Origin of the sequence: Streptomyces sp. NPDC046866, from assembly GCF_040704625.1 — a bacterium.
Lineage (GTDB): Bacteria > Actinomycetota > Actinomycetes > Streptomycetales > Streptomycetaceae > Streptomyces.
The window spans coordinates 130,904-149,494 of sequence record NZ_JBEYXN010000006.1 but is presented as its reverse complement, the minus strand read 5'-3'; the positions used below and the strand labels follow the sequence as shown (position 1 = coordinate 149,494).

The window sequence follows — 18,591 nt, the reverse complement described above, 5'->3', positions numbered from 1 at the left end:
CAGTTCTGACGGACGGTTCGCAGCCACGAACCCCTCGCGTGTTACCCGCCGGTAAGCAATGATGGCGGGCGACCAACGACACGGCCGGGGGCTGAGGCAGCGGTGACGACTTACGACGAACGGGCCAGGGTGCACGCCTTCCGGGACGACGCCCTGGGAGAGCACGACGCCGTCGGCCTCGCCGCGGCGATCCGGCGGGGCGAGGTCTCCGCCGCCGAGGCCGCCCGGGACGCGGCGGAGCGGGTCCGGGCGGTCGAGGGCCGCCTCAACGCGGTCCAGGTCCGCATCGACGACCCGGCGCCCACCCGCCCGCACGCCCGCGCCGCCGCAGCCGGCGGCGCCTTCGCCGGGGTGCCCACCTTCGTCAAGGACAACACGGACTACGCGGGCCTGCCCACCGGCCACGGCAGCGCGGCCTTCCGCCCGCGGCCGGCCCCCCGGCACGCCCCGTTCACCCGGCAGTTCCTGAGCAGCGGCGTCACGGTACTGGGCAAGACCAGGCTGCCCGAGTTCGGCTTCAGCCCCAGCACCGAGTACGAGGGCGCCGAGCCGGTGCGCAACCCGTGGCACACGGGCCACTCGGCCGGCGGCTCCTCGGGCGGCAGCGCGGCGCTCGTCGCGGCCGGCGCCGTACCGATCGCCCACGCCAACGACGGCGGCGGCTCGATCCGGATACCGGCCGCCTGCTGCGGGCTCGTCGGGCTGAAGCCGACCCGCGGCCGGGTCGTGGCGAACGCCCAGAGCCGCCGACTGCCGCTGGACATCGTCAGCGACGGCATCGTGAGCCGCTCCGTGCGGGACGCCGCCGCGTTCCTCGCCGCCGCCGAGGCGTACCGGCGCAACCCGCACCTCCCGCCGGTCGGACGGATGGAGGGCCCCTCCGGCGGGCGCCTGCGCATCGGCTTCCTGCTCGACTCGCCGAACGGCGTCCGCTCCGACGAGGCCACCCGGGCGGCGGTCGACCGGACCGCGGCCACGCTCCAGCGCCTCGGCCACACCGTGGAGCCGGTGGAACTGGCCGTCGACCCGCGCTTCACCGACGACTTCCTCACCTACTGGGGCATGCTCTCCTTCCTCCTGGGCGCCACGGGCCGCACCCTCGGCGCGGACTTCGACCGGCGCCGCATGGACGGCCTCAGCCGGGGGCTGCGCGAGGCGTACCTGGACGGCTGGCGGCGGACGCCCGGCGTGCTGCGCAGGCTGAAGCGCACGAGGGAGGCGTACGCGGCGTCGTTCCGCGGGCTCGACCTCGTCCTCTCGCCGGTGCTCGCCCACACCACGCCGCCGCTGGGCCACCTCAGCCCGACCGTCCCGTACGCGGCCCTCATCGAGCGGATCCTCGCCTACGTGGCGTTCACCCCGGTCAACAACGTCGTCGGCACGCCCTCGATCTCGGTGCCCGCCCCGGGTGCGACGGAGGAGGGGCTGCCCATCGGCGTCATGTTCTCCGGCCGCCCCGGCGGTGAACGGCAGCTGCTGGAGATCGCGTTCCAGCTGGAGGCCGACCGCCCGTTCCGGCGCATCCAGGACCTGTGACCTCCTCATGCGGGCCGGGCCGGCCCGCACGGGGCCGTCGAGGTGCGCGGGTTCCGGCCCGGCGGTAGCGTCGGTCGTGTGCGTTCCGTCCGCACCGCTGAGGCGCCGCCCGGCAGGGCAGCTCGGGGATTCCGGCACAGGAACGGGATCACATGGTCAAGCAGCCCCTCGACACGGCGGCCACGGCGGCCACGGCGGCCGCAGCGGCCGTCCTGACGTGCATGGCGGCGTTCGGCCCGGTCCCGGGCAGCGCCGCCGCCCCCGGCGCGGACGGCGCCATCGCAGGCACCGGCCCCACGGCCGGAGCGCGGTTCGTGCCCGGCCCCTGTCCGAAGACGCCGGAGCCGATCGCCGCCCTGGGCAAGGCGCGGTGCGGCTTCCTCGAGGTCCCCGAGAACCGCTCCCGGCCCGGCAGCCGGACCGTCAAACTGGCGGCGGCGGTGATACCGGCCGTCAAGGCGAAGTCCGGTGCCGATCCGGTGGTGTTCATGTCCGGCGGCCCCGGCGGCGAGACGTTCGACGACATCCCGTTCCTCGTCGACTCCGGCCTGAACCGGGACCGGGACCTGGTCGTCATGGCCCAGCGCGGCAATCTCCACGACCAGCCCAACCTGGCCTGTCCCGAGCTGGACCGCTTCGCCGCACGGTCCGTGGGGCTGCCGTCGTACGCCCCGTCGACGCAGCGGCTCATGGTCGACGCGGCGAAGCGGTGCCGGGACCGCCTGGCGGCCGACGGGACCGACCTGAGCGCGTACAACAGCACCGAGAACGCAGCCGACTTCGCCGACCTGCGCACGGCGCTGGGCATCAAGCGGTGGAACGTCTACGGCCACTCCTACGGCAGCGACCTGGCCCTGACCTACCTGCGCCTGCACCCCCAGGGGGTCCGCGCGGTGGCACTCGACTCCGCCGCACCTCCGCAGTACGTCTCCCTGCCGTTCGCCTGGGCCAGCGCGGGGGAGGGCCTCGGCCACCTCTACCGGGCCTGCGCGGCGGAGCCCGCGTGCAAGAGCCGCTACCCGGACCTCGCGCACACCCTGAACGAGCAGGTGCGCAGGCTGGAGGCCCATCCGCTGACGCTGAACGTGCGGCCGCCGCAGGGCGGAGACCCGGTGAAGGTCGTCCTCGACGGCGGCGCACTGGTGAACGTGCTGGTCGCCAAGGGGATTCCGTTCCCCGATGTCCCGGCGGCGATCGACGAACTCGCCCGGGGCCGTCCCGAGCGCTTCGCCAAGGCCCGCGCCGCGGGCTCGGTCCAGGTCGTCGGCCAGACGGCCCACGGCTTGACGAACTCGGTGGTGTGCAGCGAGTGGGTACCGGGCCACTCGGCGTCCGGCGTGCTGGAGGCGGGCCGCCGGGCCTTCCCCGCGTGGCCGGACCCGGTCCTGGCGCAGGCGCCCCAACTGGCCTTCCAGGAGCAGGTGTGCCGGGTCTGGAACGTCCCGGACCGCACCGCCGTGCAGCGGGTGGCCCCCGCCGGTTCGGTGCCGACGCTCTTCCTCAACGGGACGTTCGACATGAAGACGGGGGCGAGCTGGGCGCGGAGGACGGCCCGTGCGCTGCCCCACTCGACCACCGTGCAGATCCCCGGCATCGGCCACTGGGTGGTGCCCCAGTCGCCCTGCGCCCAGAAGGTGCTGGCCTCCTTCCTCACGCGCCCGACGGCGCCCGACACCGGATGCGTGGCCGGCCTCAGGTGGGAGCCGTTCACCATCACCCCCAAGTGACCAAGTGACCAAGTGACGGAGCGACCGAGCGACCGATTGGCCGAAGCGACCGAGCAACCGGGAGGGCAGATGTCTCCCCACCACGTGTTCCGCCGCCGTCCCGGGCGGCGGATGCGCGCCGCACCGGCCGTGGCGGCAGCGGGCATCCTCGTCACCGGCCTGCTCGCCGTCCCCGCGAGCGCGCAGGACACCCCCGTGCCGACCCCCACCGCCACCCCCGGCACCGGAGCGCTCGGAACGGTCGCACGGACCGCAGGCGGCGCCCGCTACGAGCCGGGACCCTGCCCCAAGACGGCCGACCCGGTCCCGGAGCTCGAGGGGGCCCGCTGCGGAACGCTCACTGTGCCCGAGAACCGCGCCAAGCCGAACGGCCGCACCGTCAAGCTCGGCGTCGCGATCGTGCCGGCGGCGGCCGCCACCCCGAAACCGGACCCGATCGTGTGGCTCGCCGGCGGACCCGGCGACGACGCGGTCGGAGAGGCGAAGCTGGCGGTCGACGGCGGCCTGAACCGCGACCGGGACCTGATCCTCATGTCCCAGCGCGGAACGTACTCCGCCGACCCGGCGCTCACCTGCGCCAACATCGACGAGTTCAACGCACGCGCCACCGGGCTCGTCTACGACGCGCCGTCCACCGAGCGCGTGCACGTCCAGGCCACGAAGGCCTGCCGCGACAAGCTGGCGGCCCGGGGGGTCGACCTCAGCGCCTACAACGACATCGAGAGCTCCGCCGACCTCGCGGACCTGCGCAAAGCGTTGGGCCTGAAGCAGTGGAACGTCTTCGGCATCTCCTACGGCACCCACCTGGCGCTGGTCTACATGCGCCTGCACCCGCAAGGCATCCGCTCGGTCGGCATCGACGGCATCCTGCCGCCGTCCACGGCAGGCTCCGCCCTGACCTGGAGCGCCGCCAAACAGGGCTTCGACGGCGTGTTCAAGGCCTGCGCCGAGCAGCCCGCCTGCAACCGCCGCTATCCCGACCTCCCGGCCACCTTCGAGCGCCTCGTCCGTCGGCTCGAAGCCCGGCCGGTCACCACCACCGTCACGCTGCCGGACAGCAGGAAGCAGGTCAAGGTCGTCCTGGACGGCGGAGCGCTGGTGAACTGGATGACCTCCGCCACCCATGTGGCGCCCCAGGTACCGCTGGCCCTCGACGAGCTGGCGCACGGCAAGCCCCGGCGGATCGCCGAGCAGTGGGCGGTCGCCAAGTACGGCCCCCAAGCTGTCGGCAGGCTGTCGCACGGGCTGGTCTACGGCGTGTTCTGCAGCGAATGGACCCCGTACGAAACCGAACAGCAGGCACTCGAGGGGGGCCGGGAGGCCTTCCCGTCGTTCCCCCGATCGGTCCAGGCGCAGGCTCCCCAGCTGACCTTCCTCCGTGCCGACTGCGACGCCTGGAACGTCCCCGCGGTACCGCGCTCGATCCGGGACGCCACACGCAGCGACATCCCCACGCTCGCCGTCTCGGGCGGGTTCGACGCCCAGACCGGGGCCGCGAACGGCCCGTACGTCGCCCGCACGCTGCCCAACGCCACGGTCGTCACGGTCCCCTACGAGCCCCACGTGGTGTTCGCGACGTCGAAGTGCGCGCAGGACATCACCGTCTCGTTCTTCGAGACCCCCACCGCACCGAAGACCGCGTGCCTCAAGAGCCTCAAGCCACCGCGGTTCGAGACGGGCCCCTGACAGGCCCGTACGCCGCCCGCACGCCCGCTTGACCGATCAACCTGCGGCAACGTACCTTCTGCCGCACCGACTCGTGAGCTGAGGGAAGGAGGCGACGTCGGATGTCCACCATCTCCGCACTGCGTCGCCTCGCCCACCACGTCGCCTGGACCCCGGGTCGTGTAGCACACGGCTGCTGAGCAGCCCTTTTCCCGGTGTGCCCTCGTGCGGCCCCGGTCTCTTTCGATCTCTGCAACCGCCTGCGGTTCGTCACCGCCTGCGCCTCGTCACCGCCTGCGGCACGTCGCCGCGCGCCGATGCGCACTGCGGCGGATTCCTTCCTGAGCTACGCCACCGAAACAGAAAGCTCCTGACATGGCGATGAGGACCACCGGATCCACTGCGCACCGAAAGGGGGATGTGCCGTGGTAGACGCGCAGATCACCGTCAACGGGAAAGAAGCGCCGATCGCACCGGCTGCGCCCCACACCACGGTGCTCGACTTCCTGCGCGAGCGCGGCCTCACCGGGACCAAGGAGGGCTGCGCCGAAGGCGAGTGCGGGGCCTGTTCGGTCCTGGTGGCCCGTCCCGGGGTGAACAACCCCACCGACTGGGTGGCGGTCAACGCCTGCCTGGTCCCGGTCGCGGCGCTCGACGGCCAGGAGATCGTCACCTCCGAAGGGCTCGCCACGCCCGGCGCACCCGGCACGCCGCCCGCGCTGCACCCGGTGCAGGAGGAGATGGCGGTCCGCGGCGGCTCCCAATGCGGCTACTGCACCCCGGGTTTCGTCTGCAGCATGGCCGCGGAGTACTACCGGTCCGACCGCTGCGCGCACGCCGATGGGGATGCCGGTGCCGGTGCCGATGCCGATTCCGGCGCAGGCCCGGCCGGCGCCACCGGCCCCGAGCACGGCCCGAACGGCTTCGACCTGCACGCGCTGAGCGGAAACCTGTGCCGTTGCACCGGCTACCGCCCGATCCGCGACGCCGCGTTCGCCGTCGGCACGCCCGCGAAGGAAGACCCCCTGGCGCAGCGCCGGGAGCAGTCCCCGCCCGAACCGGTCGCCACCGCGTACGTGAAGGACGGCAGCGCGTTCCTGCGTCCGAGCACCCTGAGCGAGGCGCTGCACCTGCTCCGCGAGCGGCCCGACGCGGTCGTGGTCGCCGGAAGCACCGACTGGGGCGTGGAGGTCAACATCCGCTCCCGCCGTGCCGGTTGCGTGGTCGCCGTCGACCGGCTGCCCGAACTGCGGGAGTTGCGCGTCGCATCCGACCACATCGAGATCGGGGCGGCGCAGACGCTCACCGAGATCGAGCGCCGCCTCGACGGAAGCGTCCCCCTGCTGGCCGAGCTGTTCCCGCAGTTTGCCTCCCGGCTCATCCGCAACAGCGCGACCCTCGGCGGCAACCTGGGCACCGGTTCGCCCATCGGTGACAGCCCGCCGGTGCTGCTCGCACTGGAGGCGTCGGTGGTGCTCGCCGGCGCCGACGGCGAGCGCGAGGTCCCGCTGGCGGACTACTTCACCGGGTACCGGCAGAGCGTGCGCCGCCCCGGCGAGCTCATCCGCGCCGTGCGCATCCCGCTGCCCCTGTCGCCGGTCACGGCCTTCCACAAGATCGCCAAACGCCGCTTCGACGACATCTCCAGCGTGGCGGTCGCCTTCGCCCTCGACATCGAGGACGGGACCGTCCGCAGGGCGCGCATCGGCCTGGGCGGCGTGGCCGCCACCCCGATCCGCGCCCTCGCCGCCGAGGCGGCCCTGGAGGGCAAGCCGTGGGCGGCACCGACCGTCGAGGCCGCCGCCCGGGTGCTCCGGGACCAGGGCACGCCGATGGACGACCACCGCGCCAGCGCCCGGTACCGCTCCGCGATGCTGGGCCAGAGCCTGCTGAAGCTGTACGCACAGACCACCGAGGCGGTGCCGTCATGAGCCATCTGTCCGAACGCCCCGAGAAGCCCGTCGTCGGCCTCCCGCTGCCCCATGAGAGCGCCCACGCGCACGTCACCGGGACGGCCCTCTACACCGACGACCTGGTCCACCGCACCAAGGACGTGCTGCACGCCCACCCGGTCCAGGTCATGAAGGCCTGCGGCAGGATCACCGCACTGCGCACCGGGCCCGCGCTCGCCGTGCCCGGCGTGGTCCGCGTACTGACCGGCGCCGACGTGCCCGGCGTCAACGATGCCGGCATGAAGCACGACGAACCGCTCTTCCCCGACGAGGTCATGTTCCACGGCCACGCCGTGGCCTGGGTGCTCGGCGAGACCCTGGAGGCGGCCCGGCTCGGTGCCGCGGCCGTCGAGGTGGAACTCGACGAGCGGCCGTCCGTGATCACCCTGCAGGAGGCGATCGCCGCGGGGAGCTTCCACGGCGCCCGGCCCGTGATGGTCTCCGGCGACATCGACGCCGGCTTCGCCGACTCCGCGCACGTCTTCACCGGCGAGTTCCAGTTCTCCGACCAGGAGCACTTCTACCTGGAGACGCACGCGGCCCTGGCCCTCGTCGACGAGGCCGGGCAGGTGTTCGTCCAGAGCAGCACCCAGCACCCCTCGGAGACGCAGGAGATCGTCGCCCACGTACTCGGCCTGCACAGCCACGAGGTGACCGTGCAGTGCCTGCGCATGGGCGGCGGCTTCGGCGGCAAGGAGATGCAGCCGCACGGGTTCGCGGCCGTCGCCGCACTCGGCGCCAAGCTGACCGGCCGCCCCGTCCGGGTACGGCTCAACCGCACCCAGGACCTGACCATGTCCGGCAAGCGCCACGGCTTCCACGCCGCCTGGAGGATCGGCTTCGACGCCGAGGGCCGCATCCAGGCCCTGGACGCCACCCTGACCGCGGACGGCGGCTGGAGCCTGGACCTGTCCGAGCCGGTGGTGGCCCGCGCGCTGTGCCACATCGACAACACCTACTGGATCCCCCACGCCCGCATCGCCGGCCGCATCGCCAGGACCAACAAGGTCTCCAACACCGCCTTCCGCGGCTTCGGCGGACCGCAGGGCATGTTGGTGATCGAGGACATCATGGGCCGGTGCGCGCCCCTGCTCGGCCTGGACCCGATGGAGCTGCGGGAGCGCAACTTCTACCGGCCGGGCCAGTACACCCCGTACGGACAGCAGGTCGTCCAGCCCGAACGGATCTCCGCCGTCTGGCAGCAGGTGAAGGACAACGGCGGGCTCGCCGAGCGCAGGCGCGAGATCGCCGCCTTCAACGCCGCGCACCCGCACACCAAGCGGGGCCTCGCGCTCACCGGCATCAAGTTCGGCATCTCGTTCAACCTCACCGCCTTCAACCAGGGCGGCGCGCTGGTGCTGGTCTACAAGGACGGCTCGGTCCTGATCAACCACGGCGGCACCGAGATGGGCCAGGGCCTGCACACCAAGATGCTCCAGGTGGCCGCGACCACGCTGGGCATCCCGCTGCACAAGGTACGGCTGGCCCCCACCCGCACCGACAAGGTGCCCAACACCTCCGCCACCGCCGCCAGCGCGGGGGCGGACCTCAACGGCGCGGCGGTGAAGAACGCCTGCGAGCAGCTGCGCGGGCGGCTGCTGCAGGTGGCCGGCACCCGGCTGGGGGCGAATCCGTCGGACGTGCGCATCGTCGAGGGCGTCGCCCGCGTCCTCGGCAGCAGCGAGGAGCTGGCCTGGGACGACCTGGTCCGCACCGCCTACCTCCAGCGCGTCCAGCTGTCGGCGGCCGGCTTCTACCGGACCGAGGGCCTGCACTGGGACGCGAAGGCGTTCAGGGGCTCGCCGTTCAAGTACTTCTCCCACGGCGCGGCCGCGGCCGAGGTGGAGGTGGACGGCTTCACCGGCCAGTACCGCATCCGCCGGGTGGACATCGTCCACGACGTCGGCGACAGCCTCTCCCCGATGATCGACATCGGCCAGGTCGAGGGCGGCTTCGTCCAGGGCGCGGGCTGGCTGACCCTCGAGGACCTGCGCTGGGACACCGGTGACGGGCCGCACCGCGGCCGGCTGCTGACCCAGGCCGCGAGCACGTACAAGCTGCCGAGCTTCTCGGAGATGCCCGAGGAGTTCAACGTCACGTTGCTGGAGAACGCCACCGAGGAGGGAGCGGTCTACGGGTCGAAGGCGGTGGGCGAGCCCCCGCTGATGCTCGCGTTCTCGGTACGGGAGGCGCTGCGGCAGGCCGCCGCGGCCTTCGGCCCGCCCGGGGTCAGCGTGGAGCTGGCCTCCCCCGCGACACCCGAAGCGGTGTACTGGGCCGTCGAAGCGGCCCGCGGGGCCCACGCCGCCCCCGCGCACGGAACCCCCGCGGGCACCGGCGCCCTGAGCCATGCCTGACCTGACCTGGGTGACCGCGGTCGCGCGGTTGCGGGCGCGCCGGGAACCCGGCGTGCTCGTGACCGTCGCGACCGTGCGCGGCCACGCACCCCGCAAGGCCGGGGCCAAACTCGTCGTGGGACGCACCGAGACCTGGGGCTCCATCGGCGGCGGCAACATCGAGGCCGTCTCGATCGACCGGGCCCGCGAGGTGCTCGAGGCACCCGACCCGGAGCCGGAGCTGATGGAGTTCGCCCTCAACGACAAGGTCTCCGGCCGGCACGGCGTGCAGTGCTGCGGCGGAGCCGTCGGCGTCCTGCTCGAACCGCTGCCGGTGGTCCCGGCGGTGGCGGTCTTCGGCGTGGGGCACGTGGGACTGGAGCTGGCCCGCATCCTGGCCCGCCAGGACCTGGACCTGCACCTGGTCGACAGCCGCCCCGGCCAGCTCGCCGACGAGCGCCTCGCCGTCCTCTCGGACGCGGTGGCCCGGATCCACGTGCACCACACCCCCCTGCTGCCGGAGGAGGTGCTCGCCGAACTCGCCCCCGGCACCCACGTGCTGATCATGACCCATGACCACGCCGAGGACGCCGCGCTGTGCGATGCCGCCCTGCGCACCCCCGGTCTCGGCACGATCGGGCTCATCGGCTCCGCCGCCAAATGGGCCCGCTTCCGCCACCGCCTGTCCACCGAGGGCGGCCACGATGCCACCGCGATCGACCGCATCAAGACCCCGATCGGAGTGGCCGGCATCACCGGCAAGGAGCCCGCCACCATCGCGGTGGCGGTCGCGGCAGACCTCCTGCGGACCTTCGAACACGACGGCGGGTGACCGGCCCCGGTCACGGGCCGTCCGCCTGCTGCTCCGCGTCCGCCCGGGCCTGAGAACGGCGAAGCCGTCGGAGGCGTTCGCTCCCCTGGCGGGGTGTCCGCGTGTGCCCGGCCGCGGCCGGGAACGGACCGGGCCGGCCATGCGTTGGAAAGGGCAGTGGCCGACGAGAGGTGGAGGTGTCCGCTGATGTCCACACGTGCGGTGATCGCGGCAGCCGGGATCCCGGTAGCCCTGCTGCTGTTCTGGCTGGTCGGGTTCTGGGCGGGCCTGCTGGTCCTGATCGGCGTGCCGGTGGCCGCCTACCTGCTGCTCGACCCCTCCCAGCGGCGCCGCGTGCGGGGGTTGTCCCGCAAGCAGCTCGGCCGCTGACGGCGCTCCGGCGCCTGGGCCGGGGCGGCGGGGATCAGTAGTAGTCCCGCATCAGCTCCGTGGCCCACTCCGGCTGCCGGTGCAGGCCGCGGGGGCCGAACTCCGCCATGTACGGCTTCAGGTCCAGGACCGGCGTGCCGTCCACCGCGTCCAGGCCCTCCACGTGCACGTCCAAGCCGTCCACCCCGAGGATCCGGCACCGCGACAGACCCAGCCGGTTCGGCCGGTTCTTGCCGCGCTGGGCGAAGATGCCGACCAGCGGCCAGTCCGGGTTGCCGCGCGGCCGCCGGGCCCCCGTCTCGACCTTCTCCACCGGGACCCGGTCGAAGTGGTACACCACCTCGACGTGGGAGAAGGCCTCCAGCCCGTACAGCGCCTCCGGGCCGAACCGGTCCGCGTCCAGCCGGATCACGGCCGTCTCCCGCCCCCAGTCGTCGTCGACCACGGCGGTGCGGCCGCCGACCACCACGGCCACCGGCCGCGATTCCACCAACATGACGTCTCCTCCCCGGTGTCCGGTCTGACGATCATGCCGGGCGCACGGCGACGCGGTCCAGAGCCGCGAGCAGCCCCGGCAGCTCCGGAAGCCCCCGCTCGCCGCCCCGCGGGACCGACAGCACCTCGCCCGGCTCCTCGTCCAGCAGGACGAAGGCCGGCCCGTCCGTACGGGCCACCAGCGACCACCCGGGCCCGTCCACCCGGAGCACCCGCGCGCCCTCCCCGGCGAAGGAGGACCGCACCCGGCCCGGCGGCGGGGGCGTGCGCGTGTACTCCAGCGCCTCGGCGAGCGCCCGGGCCAGCCCCGGATGCGCGGCGGCCGCGGCCCCGCCGTCCGTCGCGACCCGCTGGCGCCAGTCCGACCACTCCCGGGCGACCTGGTCCGCTCCCATCCGCCGCTGCACCGGGCCCCAGGCCTCGGCGGACGGCGGGGCGAGCGGCACCCGCCCGGTGCCGTCCGCGCCCTGCTCCGGGTCGTGCGGCTCGGGGATCCCGGGGGCGGCCACCGACAGCTCCAGCGGCCAGCCCGCCAGGGAGGCCACGATCGACCGCTCGTCGGGCGACAGGTCGTACTCCATCCCGCAGTCCCAGGACGCGATGGCCGCGGCGACGAGCGAGACGTCGTCCACGACGACCGTCCAGCGGGCGCCCTCCTCGTCCTGCCCCAGGACGAGCCCGTAGCCCCCGGGGGCCGGCGGGACGCCGAGCAGCGAGCAGGCCTGCGGGAAGTCGTCGCCGAAGACGCCCGGGAACTGCGCGGGGGTCAGCAGTACGGCGGTCAGCACGTAGAGCGAACCGCCTCCCTCCTCGTCGGACACGTGGCCTCCCGGTGCAGCGCTCGTCCTGTGGTGTCGTCGGCGTGCGCGCACCCTAACCAGTGAGTAGCCGCGGCGTCGAGAGGCTTCGCCCGAGGACCTGAGCCCGCGCTCCGCGCCCGTTCCCGCCGCCTGCCGGGCCCGGGGTCAGCCGTCCGTCGCCAGGCGGGCGGCGGTCTCCAGCAGGAGGGCGTGGACGAAGGCCTGGGGGAGGTTGCCGCGCAGCTGGCGCTGCGTGACGTCGAACTCCTCCGCGTACAGGCCCGGCGGCCCGCAGGCCGCGCGGTTGCGTTCGAACCAGCGCGCGGCCTCGACCGCGTGCCCCAGCCGGTGCTCGGCCAGGGCGACGACGAACCCGCACAGCAGGAACGCGCCCTCGGAGTCCTCCAGGGGCAGCGCGTTGTGCCGGAAGCGGTAGCAGTAGTGGTCCCGCGCGAGCTCCGCCAGGACCGCGTCCAAGGTGGCGCGGCTGCGCGGGTCCTCGGCCGGCAGGGCGCCGCGCAGGGCCGGAAGCAGCAGCGCCGCGTCCACGGCGGGGTCGGTGGGGGAGCGCTGCCAGCGGCCGTCGGGGTGCAGGCTGTCGGCGGCGGTGTCGGCGGTGATGCGGTCGGCGAGGGCCTGCCAGTCGGCCGCGAGGCGGCGGCTCGGCCGGGGCAGGGCGCCGGCCATCGCGCGGAGCCCGGCCGCACAGGTCAGCCGGCTGTGGGTCCAGTGGTCGGGGTGGAGTTCCCAGATGCCGGAATCCCTGCGGGTCCGGCGGGCGGCGATCGCCTCGGCCGCGGTCCGGGCGGCCTGCCGGCCGTCCGCGTCCAGCACGTCGTGGCGGGCAGCGGCGGCGAACAGCAGCAGGCTCTCGCCGAAGCAGTCCAGTTGGAACTGGCGGTCGACCCGGTTCCCGACGATGTCGAAGCCGCCCGGATACCCCGGCAGGTCCAGCCGCTTCGGGGAGGGCACGGCGTCGCCGTACACGGTGCAGGCGGGCGGCAGGTCCGGACCGTGTTCGAGCAGGCGCGCCGCGACGAACCGTACGGAGTCCTCCAGCAGCGGACGGGCCCCGGCCTCGGCGGCGGCCCTCCCGATGTAGCACTGGTCGCGGATCCACGCGTACCGGTAGTCGTAGTTCCGTCCCTGCTCGACGCGTTCGGGGAGGCTGGTGGTGGCCGCGGCGACCGTGCCGCCGCCCGGGACGGTCATCGCGCGCAGGACGGCGTACGCGTGGCGGGCGTCCGGGGGGCCGGGCACGGCGCGGAGCCCGGGCAGGTGCGCCTGCCAGCCGGCCTCCGTGGCCCGCCACAGCCGCTCCGCCGGCTCGCGCCGCTCCAGCGGGTGTTCCGCGAGCTCCAGGACGAGGTCCTGGCGGCCGCCCGGCTCCAGGCGCAGCCGCGCCTGCAGCTCGGGAAGACCGCCCGCCGTGCCGATCCGCGTATCCGGCGGACCGCTCCAGCGCATCCGCAGCCGGTTGCCGGCCCGCGCCGTCCAGCACCCGTCCTCCCCGCGCACGGGATCGCCCGTCCGCTGCCCGCCGAAGCCGGGGGCGACCTGGAGCCGCACCGTCAGCTCGGCCGGGCCGTCGACCGCCTCGATCCGGCGCAGCAGCACGGCGCGGTCCCGGTGGCCGGGATACGCCAGGGCCTCGCGGCATTCGACGATCCCGGTGCGGGTCACCCAGCGGCTGCGCCAGATGAGGCCGCCGGGCTCGTAGAAGCCGCCCCACACGTAGGGGCCCACCGGGGTGATGGTGTACCAGCCGGGGCCGCCGATCAGGGCGGCGAAGACGGCGTCGTCGTGCCAGGCCGGCGCGCACATCCACACGATCTCGCCGTGCGGTCCCACGAGCGCCCCGCGCCGGCCGTCCGCGAGCAGGGCGTAGTCGCGCAGCGCGTGCGGTGGGGGTGCATCGGGCGGCGCCAAGGGGACCTCCTCCCTGGGACGTGCGGTGGGGCTCAAGGGCCGGGGCGCCGCCCCGGAGCCCGCGCCGGAACGCCTGCAGGCTCCGACGCGCCGGCGGCAGCCCCTCCGGCCGGCCGGGCGTACCGGTCGAGCACCTCCGGCCGCGGTGTGAGGCCGAGGCCGGGGGACCCGTCGGCGCCGGGGAGCAGTTCGCCGCCCGCAGGGTCGAGGGCGCCGTCGAAGAGCAGGCGTTCGATGCGGACGTGGTCGTGGAACCACTCCACGTGCCGGAGGTTGGGCAGCGCGGCCGCCGCATGGGCGTGGGCGTGCGGGGCGCAGTGCGCGGAGAGCTCCAGAGCGTGGGCCTGGGCGAGCGCCCCGGCGCGCAGCCAGACGGTGAGCCCACCGCACCGGGTGGCGTCGGCCTGGAGGCAGTCGACGACGGGCGCCATGGCGGCGAAGTAGGGGAGGGCGAATCCGTACTCGCCGGCGGCCACGTCCGCACCGGTGGCGGCGCGGACCCGGGCGAGCCCCGGCAGGTCGTCGGAGGAGACCGGTTCCTCGAACCAGCGGACGTCGTACTCCCGGAAGCGCTCGGCCACCCGGATCGCCTGCTTGGCCGTGTAGGCGCCGTTGGCATCGACGTAGAGTTCCGTGTCCGGGCCCACGAGTGCGCGGGCCTGCCGGATGCGGGCCAGGTCCCGGTCCTCCCGGGTTCCCCACGACTCGCCAATCTTGATCTTGACGCGCGGAATCCGCTCCTGCGCGGCCCAGCCGCGCAGCTGCCGCTCCAGCTGCCCCTCGTCGTAGCAGGTGAAGCCGCCGCTGCCGTAGACCGGCACACTGCTGCGGGCACGTCCCAGGAGGTCGGCCAGCGGCACGCCCAGCAGCCGTGCCTTGAGGTCCCACAGGGCGATGTCGACGGCGGACAGGGCGTAGCCGCCGATGCCGGGGCGGGCGGCGTTGCGCAGCGCGCGGTGCATGGCCTCGTTCGCGGCCGGGACGTCGAAGGCGCTGCGGCCGGTGACCTGCCCGGCCAGCAGCTCGGTGACGACGCCCGCGGCGGCCGCCGCCCCGTACGTCCACCCCACGCCGCGGTGGTCCCCGGCGGCCGCCTCCACCAGGACCATGGTGGTGGAGTCCCAGGACGCGGTCCCGTCGGCCTCCGGGGCATCGGTCGGGAAGTCCAGGACCCGCACGTGCAGGGCCTCGACCAGCGGAGCCGGGCCGGGCGGCGTCGCGGTCCCCGCGGTCATGGGGTGCCTTCGGCCTGGTCCCCGCCTTCGGCCTGGTCCCCGCCCTCGGCCTGGTCCCTGCCCTCGGCCTCGTCCCCGCCCCCGTCCTGCTCCTCGTCCTCCCCGGACCCGCCCTCGACCGCGTGGTGGGCGGCCTCCCGCGCGAACTGCAGGAAGTCCGATCCGGCCAGCGCGGCCAGCGTGGCGCAGGCCAGCCGGGTGGCACCGGGGAGGAAGACGGAGCCGCCGGCCAGCGCGGTCGAGATCCACAGGCCGGTGCAGAAGGGGCAGGTCAGCAGCTCCCCCACCGCCTTGCGGGCGCCGCTCCCGCGGACCTCCTCGGCCAGTTCGGCCGGCCCGGACGTGCCCTGGAAACGGGTGAACGGCATCCGCAGCGGGCTGGTGACCGGATCCTTGGTGAGGAGCCGGGACAGCTGGTGGGTGGCGACCGCCTGGAGGGCGATGTCCTGCAGGCCCGGTGCCGGCGGCCGGCGCCCGGCGGCGCGCGCGATGCCGGCGAAGGCGAGGACGGTCGCGGCGTAGAGCCCCATGGCGCCGGTGTAGGCCCCGAGCGGGCGGTCCTCCCCGGCCGAGTAGCGGTGTGCTTCGTGGTCGAGGCGGTCGCGGATCGACCTCCAGGCGTGCTGTGCGGTGGTCACGGGTTCCTCCTGACGTCGCGGCCGCGTCGGGCGGCACGGGCGGTGGCCGCCCCGGCCGCCGTGCCGATCAGCCCGCCCAGGGCTGCGGCGGCGGCCGCACGGGCGGGCCCGGGCCGCGGCCGGGGCCGCGGGACGGCCTTCTCGGGGTGGTCGGCGGGCAGCGGCCCGTCGAGGGCGAGGGCGAGCGCCTCGGCCAGGTGCAGGGCCCGGCGCCCGGTGTCGGCCTGTTCGATCTGGGTGCGGCAGCTGAAGCCGTCGGCCAGGACGAGGGCGCCGGGCGCGGTGGCGCGGACGGCCGGCAGGACGCCCTGTTCGGCGATGGCCAGCGACAGTTCGTAGTGCCCGCGCTCGAAGCCGAAGTTCCCGGCCAGCCCGCAGCAGCCGGCGTCCAGGACATCGGCGTCCAGGCCGGCGCGGCGCATCAGCTCGCCGTCCGCCCCGGCGCCGAGGACGGCGTGCTGGTGGCAGTGGGTCTGCACGGTCGCCGCCCGGTCGGCCCGCGGCGGCCGCCACCCCTCGGGGGCGTGGTGGACGAGCTGTTCGGCGAGGGTACGGGTCCGACCGGCCAGCCGCCGGGCGTCCTCGTCGCCGGCGAGCAGGTCCGGGGCGTCGGAGCGGAACACGGCCGCGCAGGAGGGTTCGAGCGCGATGACCGGCGTCCCGGCGTCCAGCCACGGCCGCAGGCCGCGCAGCGTGCGCTCAAGGACCCGGCGCGCGCCGGCCAGCTGCCCGGTGGAGATCCACGTCAGGCCGCAGCAGACCGGCCCCGGCGGCACCGCCACCCGGAAGCCGGCGTCCTCCAGGACGCGCACGGCGGCGCGGGCGATGTGCGGGTGGAAGTGGTTGGTGAAGGTGTCCGGCCACAGCAGCACGGTGCGCGGGTCCCGCGGGTCGGGCTCGGGCCGCGCCTGCGCGCGCCACTGCTGCTGGAAGGACGCGGCGGCGAACGGGGGCGCGGCGCGCCGCGGGTCGACGCCGGCCGCCAGCTTCCCCAGTCGGCCCAGGCCCGGCGCCTGCAGCACGGCGTTGGCCAGGGTCGGACTCGTACGCCGCGCCAGCTGCGCCCACACCGGCAGCAGGCCCAGGGCGTAGTGCGCGGGCGGGCGCAGCCGCCCCCGGTAGTGGTGGGCGAGGAACTCGGCCTTGTACGTGGCCATGTCCACCTCCACCGGGCAGTCGGACGCGCAGCCCTTGCAGGCCAGGCACAGGTCCAGCGCGTCCCGCACCGCCGAGGAGCGCCAGCCGTCGGTGACGGGGGAGTCGCCATGGCCGTCGATCATCTCGAACAGCAGCCGGGCACGGCCGCGGGTGGAGTGCTCCTCCTCCCGCGTGGCCCGGTAGGAGGGGCACATCACCCCGCCCTCGTGGGAGCGGCAGTTGCCGACGCCGACGCAGCGCTGCACGGCCCGCCCGAAGTCGTGGCCGTCGCGGGCGAACGCGAAGTACGTGTCGCGCTGCGGCCGGGGCCGCCAGTCCGGGCCCAGGCGCAGGTCCTCGTCGGCGCGGTGCGGGTGGACCACCTTGCCGGGGTTCATCCGGTTGTCCGGGTCGAACAGCGCCTTGACCTCGCCCATCGCCCCGACGAGCGCCGGGCCGAACATCCGTGGCAGCAGCTCCCCGCGGGCCTGCCCGTCGCCGTGCTCACCGGAGAGCGAACCTCCGTACGAGGCCACCAGATCGGCCGCCTCGTACAGGAACGACCGGAACGCCTGCACGCCTTCGGCGTCGCGCAGTGCGAAGGGGATCCGGGTGTGCACGCAGCCCTGGCCGAAGTGCCCGTACAGCGACGCCTTCTGGTAGCCGTAGCGTCCGTAGAGCCGCTCCAGGTCCCGCAGATAGTCCCCGAGCCGCTCCGGGGCCACCGCCGAGTCCTCCCAGCCCTCCCAGGTCTCCGAGCCGTCGGGCGGCCGGGCGGTGACGCCGAGACCCGCCTCCCGGGTCTTCAGGAACTCCTGCTCCCGGGCGGGGTCGTCGGAGAAGGCCACGGAGGGGTCGTCCTGCGCCCGGCCGAGCGCGTGCAGCAGCTCGTACGCCTGCCGGTCGGCCTCGTCCTGCGTCGCGCCGCCGAACTGGACGAGCAGCCAGCTGTCGCCCTCCGGCAGCAGGTCCAGGGAGTCGAGGTGGACCTTCTCCTCGCGCATCAGCTGCGCCATCCGGCCGTCGACGGCCTCCAGTTGGGTGGGACGGCTGTGCTCCAGCAGCGCCGGCACCGCGTCCGCGGCGGCGAAGACGTCCTCGTACCCCAGGACCAGCAGGGCCTCCGCCGCCGGGACCTCCACCAGCCGGAGTTCCGCCCGCAGTACCGTCACCAGCGTGCCCTCGCTGCCGACGAGGGCGCCCGCGACGTCGAAGCCGTTCTCGGGGAGCAGGGAGTCCAGGTTGTAGCCGGAGACCCGGCGGGGGATCTTCGGGTAGCCGCGCCGGATCTCGGCCAGGTGGCGGGCGGCGATGTCCTTCAGGCCCCGGTAGAGCCGCCCGCGCGGGCCGCCCTCGGCCACGATCCGCTCGTACGCCTCCGTGTCGGTGGGCCCGGCCCGGAAGCGGACGCCGTCGTAGGTGAGGACCTCCAGGGTGCGGACGTTGTCGACCGTCTTGCCGTACGCCTGGGCGGAGGCGCCGCAGCTGTTGTTGCCGATCATGCCGCCCAGCGAGCAGTGGCTGTGCGTGGCCGGCTTGGGGCCGAACTTCAGCCCGTACGGCGCCAGCTGCCGGTTCAGCTCGTCCAGCACGATCCCCGGCTCGACCACGCAGGTCCGCGCCGCGGGGTCCACGGAGACCAGCCGGTTGCAGTACTTGGTCCAGTCGAGGACCACGGCCGTGTTGGTGCACTGCCCGCCCAGGCTCGTACCGCCGCCGCGCGAGAGCAGGGGTGCGCCGAAGCGGGCGCACACGGAGACCGCCCGCGCCCCCGCGTCCACGGTGCGGGGGACCACCACGCCGAGCGGGACCTGCCGGTAGTTCGACGCGTCGGTGGAGTACGCGCCGCGGCTTCCCGCGTCGAAGCGGACCTCCCCGTCCACCTCGGCGCGCAGCGCCCGTTCCAGACCGGCGAGGTCGGTCCCGGAGCCTGCTGCCAC

Annotated in this window: 13 protein-coding genes; 7 read left to right on the top strand and 6 right to left on the bottom strand. The window is 74.6% G+C overall.

The window, feature by feature from the left end:
• The first annotated feature begins 102 nt into the window (after positions 1-102).
• The 7 genes from AB0953_RS12195 to AB0953_RS12165 all read left to right on the top strand — a co-directional run bounded on the left by AB0953_RS12195 (position 103) and on the right by AB0953_RS12165 (position 10,417).
• Positions 103-1,536, top strand: a complete 1,434-nt coding sequence (locus tag AB0953_RS12195; RefSeq protein WP_366859345.1) for an amidase — start codon at positions 103-105, stop codon at positions 1,534-1,536.
• A 152-nt stretch (positions 1,537-1,688) separates the two neighbouring features.
• Positions 1,689-3,263, top strand: coding sequence for an alpha/beta fold hydrolase (locus AB0953_RS12190; RefSeq protein WP_366859344.1), 1,575 nt, complete (start codon positions 1,689-1,691; stop codon positions 3,261-3,263).
• 69 nt (positions 3,264-3,332) lie between these two features.
• A complete protein-coding gene (locus AB0953_RS12185; RefSeq protein ID WP_366859343.1) occupies positions 3,333-4,949 on the top strand; it encodes an alpha/beta fold hydrolase in 1,617 nt (538 codons plus the stop codon).
• 404 nt (positions 4,950-5,353) lie between these two features.
• Complete coding sequence (locus AB0953_RS12180) at positions 5,354-6,859, top strand: FAD binding domain-containing protein (protein WP_366859342.1); 1,506 nt, start codon at positions 5,354-5,356, stop codon at positions 6,857-6,859.
• Positions 6,856-9,237, top strand: coding sequence for a xanthine dehydrogenase molybdopterin binding subunit (gene xdhB, locus AB0953_RS12175; protein WP_366859341.1), 2,382 nt, complete (start codon positions 6,856-6,858; stop codon positions 9,235-9,237). Before AB0953_RS12180 ends, xdhB begins: the two co-directional genes overlap by 4 nt.
• On the top strand, positions 9,230-10,048 hold the full coding sequence (gene xdhC / locus AB0953_RS12170) for a xanthine dehydrogenase accessory protein XdhC (protein ID WP_366859340.1): 819 nt from the start codon (positions 9,230-9,232) through the stop codon (positions 10,046-10,048). Before xdhB ends, xdhC begins: the two co-directional genes overlap by 8 nt.
• A 186-nt stretch (positions 10,049-10,234) precedes the next feature.
• Positions 10,235-10,417, top strand: a complete 183-nt coding sequence (locus tag AB0953_RS12165; protein WP_366859339.1) for a hypothetical protein — start codon at positions 10,235-10,237, stop codon at positions 10,415-10,417.
• 34 nt (positions 10,418-10,451) lie between these two features.
• Here the strand turns inward: AB0953_RS12165 and AB0953_RS12160 are convergent, their stop codons facing one another.
• From AB0953_RS12160 to AB0953_RS12135, 6 genes are all read right to left on the bottom strand, one after another.
• Positions 10,452-10,913, bottom strand: a complete 462-nt coding sequence (locus tag AB0953_RS12160; protein ID WP_366859338.1) for an SAM-dependent methyltransferase — start codon at positions 10,911-10,913, stop codon at positions 10,452-10,454.
• Between the two features lie 31 nt (positions 10,914-10,944).
• Positions 10,945-11,733 (bottom strand): hypothetical protein, encoded by a 789-nt coding sequence (locus tag AB0953_RS12155; protein ID WP_366859337.1) that lies wholly within the window; start codon positions 11,731-11,733, stop codon positions 10,945-10,947.
• Positions 11,734-11,877: 144 nt separating this feature from the next.
• A complete protein-coding gene (locus AB0953_RS12150; protein WP_366859336.1) occupies positions 11,878-13,641 on the bottom strand; it encodes a glycoside hydrolase family 15 protein in 1,764 nt (587 codons plus the stop codon).
• 32 nt (positions 13,642-13,673) lie between these two features.
• Complete coding sequence (locus AB0953_RS12145; protein ID WP_366859335.1) at positions 13,674-14,876, bottom strand: enolase C-terminal domain-like protein; 1,203 nt, start codon at positions 14,874-14,876, stop codon at positions 13,674-13,676.
• On the bottom strand, positions 14,873-15,514 hold the full coding sequence (locus tag AB0953_RS12140) for a DUF1360 domain-containing protein (RefSeq protein WP_366859334.1): 642 nt from the start codon (positions 15,512-15,514) through the stop codon (positions 14,873-14,875). The genes AB0953_RS12145 and AB0953_RS12140 overlap by 4 nt, the downstream gene beginning before the upstream one ends.
• Positions 15,511-18,591 (bottom strand): FAD-binding and (Fe-S)-binding domain-containing protein, encoded by a 3,081-nt coding sequence (locus AB0953_RS12135; RefSeq protein WP_366859333.1) that lies wholly within the window; start codon positions 18,589-18,591, stop codon positions 15,511-15,513. The genes AB0953_RS12140 and AB0953_RS12135 overlap by 4 nt, the downstream gene beginning before the upstream one ends.

Excerpts from the sequence above, each read along its gene's own strand:
- AB0953_RS12165 (WP_366859339.1), top strand. The coding sequence starts at position 10,235 with ATGTCCACACGTGCGGTGATCGCGGCAGCCGGGATCCCGGTAGCCCTG.
- AB0953_RS12160 (WP_366859338.1), bottom strand. The coding sequence starts at position 10,913 with ATGTTGGTGGAATCGCGGCCGGTGGCCGTGGTGGTCGGCGGCCGCACC.
- AB0953_RS12190 (WP_366859344.1), top strand. The coding sequence starts at position 1,689 with ATGGTCAAGCAGCCCCTCGACACGGCGGCCACGGCGGCCACGGCGGCC.
- AB0953_RS12145 (WP_366859335.1), bottom strand. The coding sequence starts at position 14,876 with ATGACCGCGGGGACCGCGACGCCGCCCGGCCCGGCTCCGCTGGTCGAG.
- xdhC (WP_366859340.1), top strand. The coding sequence starts at position 9,230 with ATGCCTGACCTGACCTGGGTGACCGCGGTCGCGCGGTTGCGGGCGCGC.
- AB0953_RS12185 (WP_366859343.1), top strand. The coding sequence starts at position 3,333 with ATGTCTCCCCACCACGTGTTCCGCCGCCGTCCCGGGCGGCGGATGCGC.
- xdhB (WP_366859341.1), top strand. The coding sequence starts at position 6,856 with ATGAGCCATCTGTCCGAACGCCCCGAGAAGCCCGTCGTCGGCCTCCCG.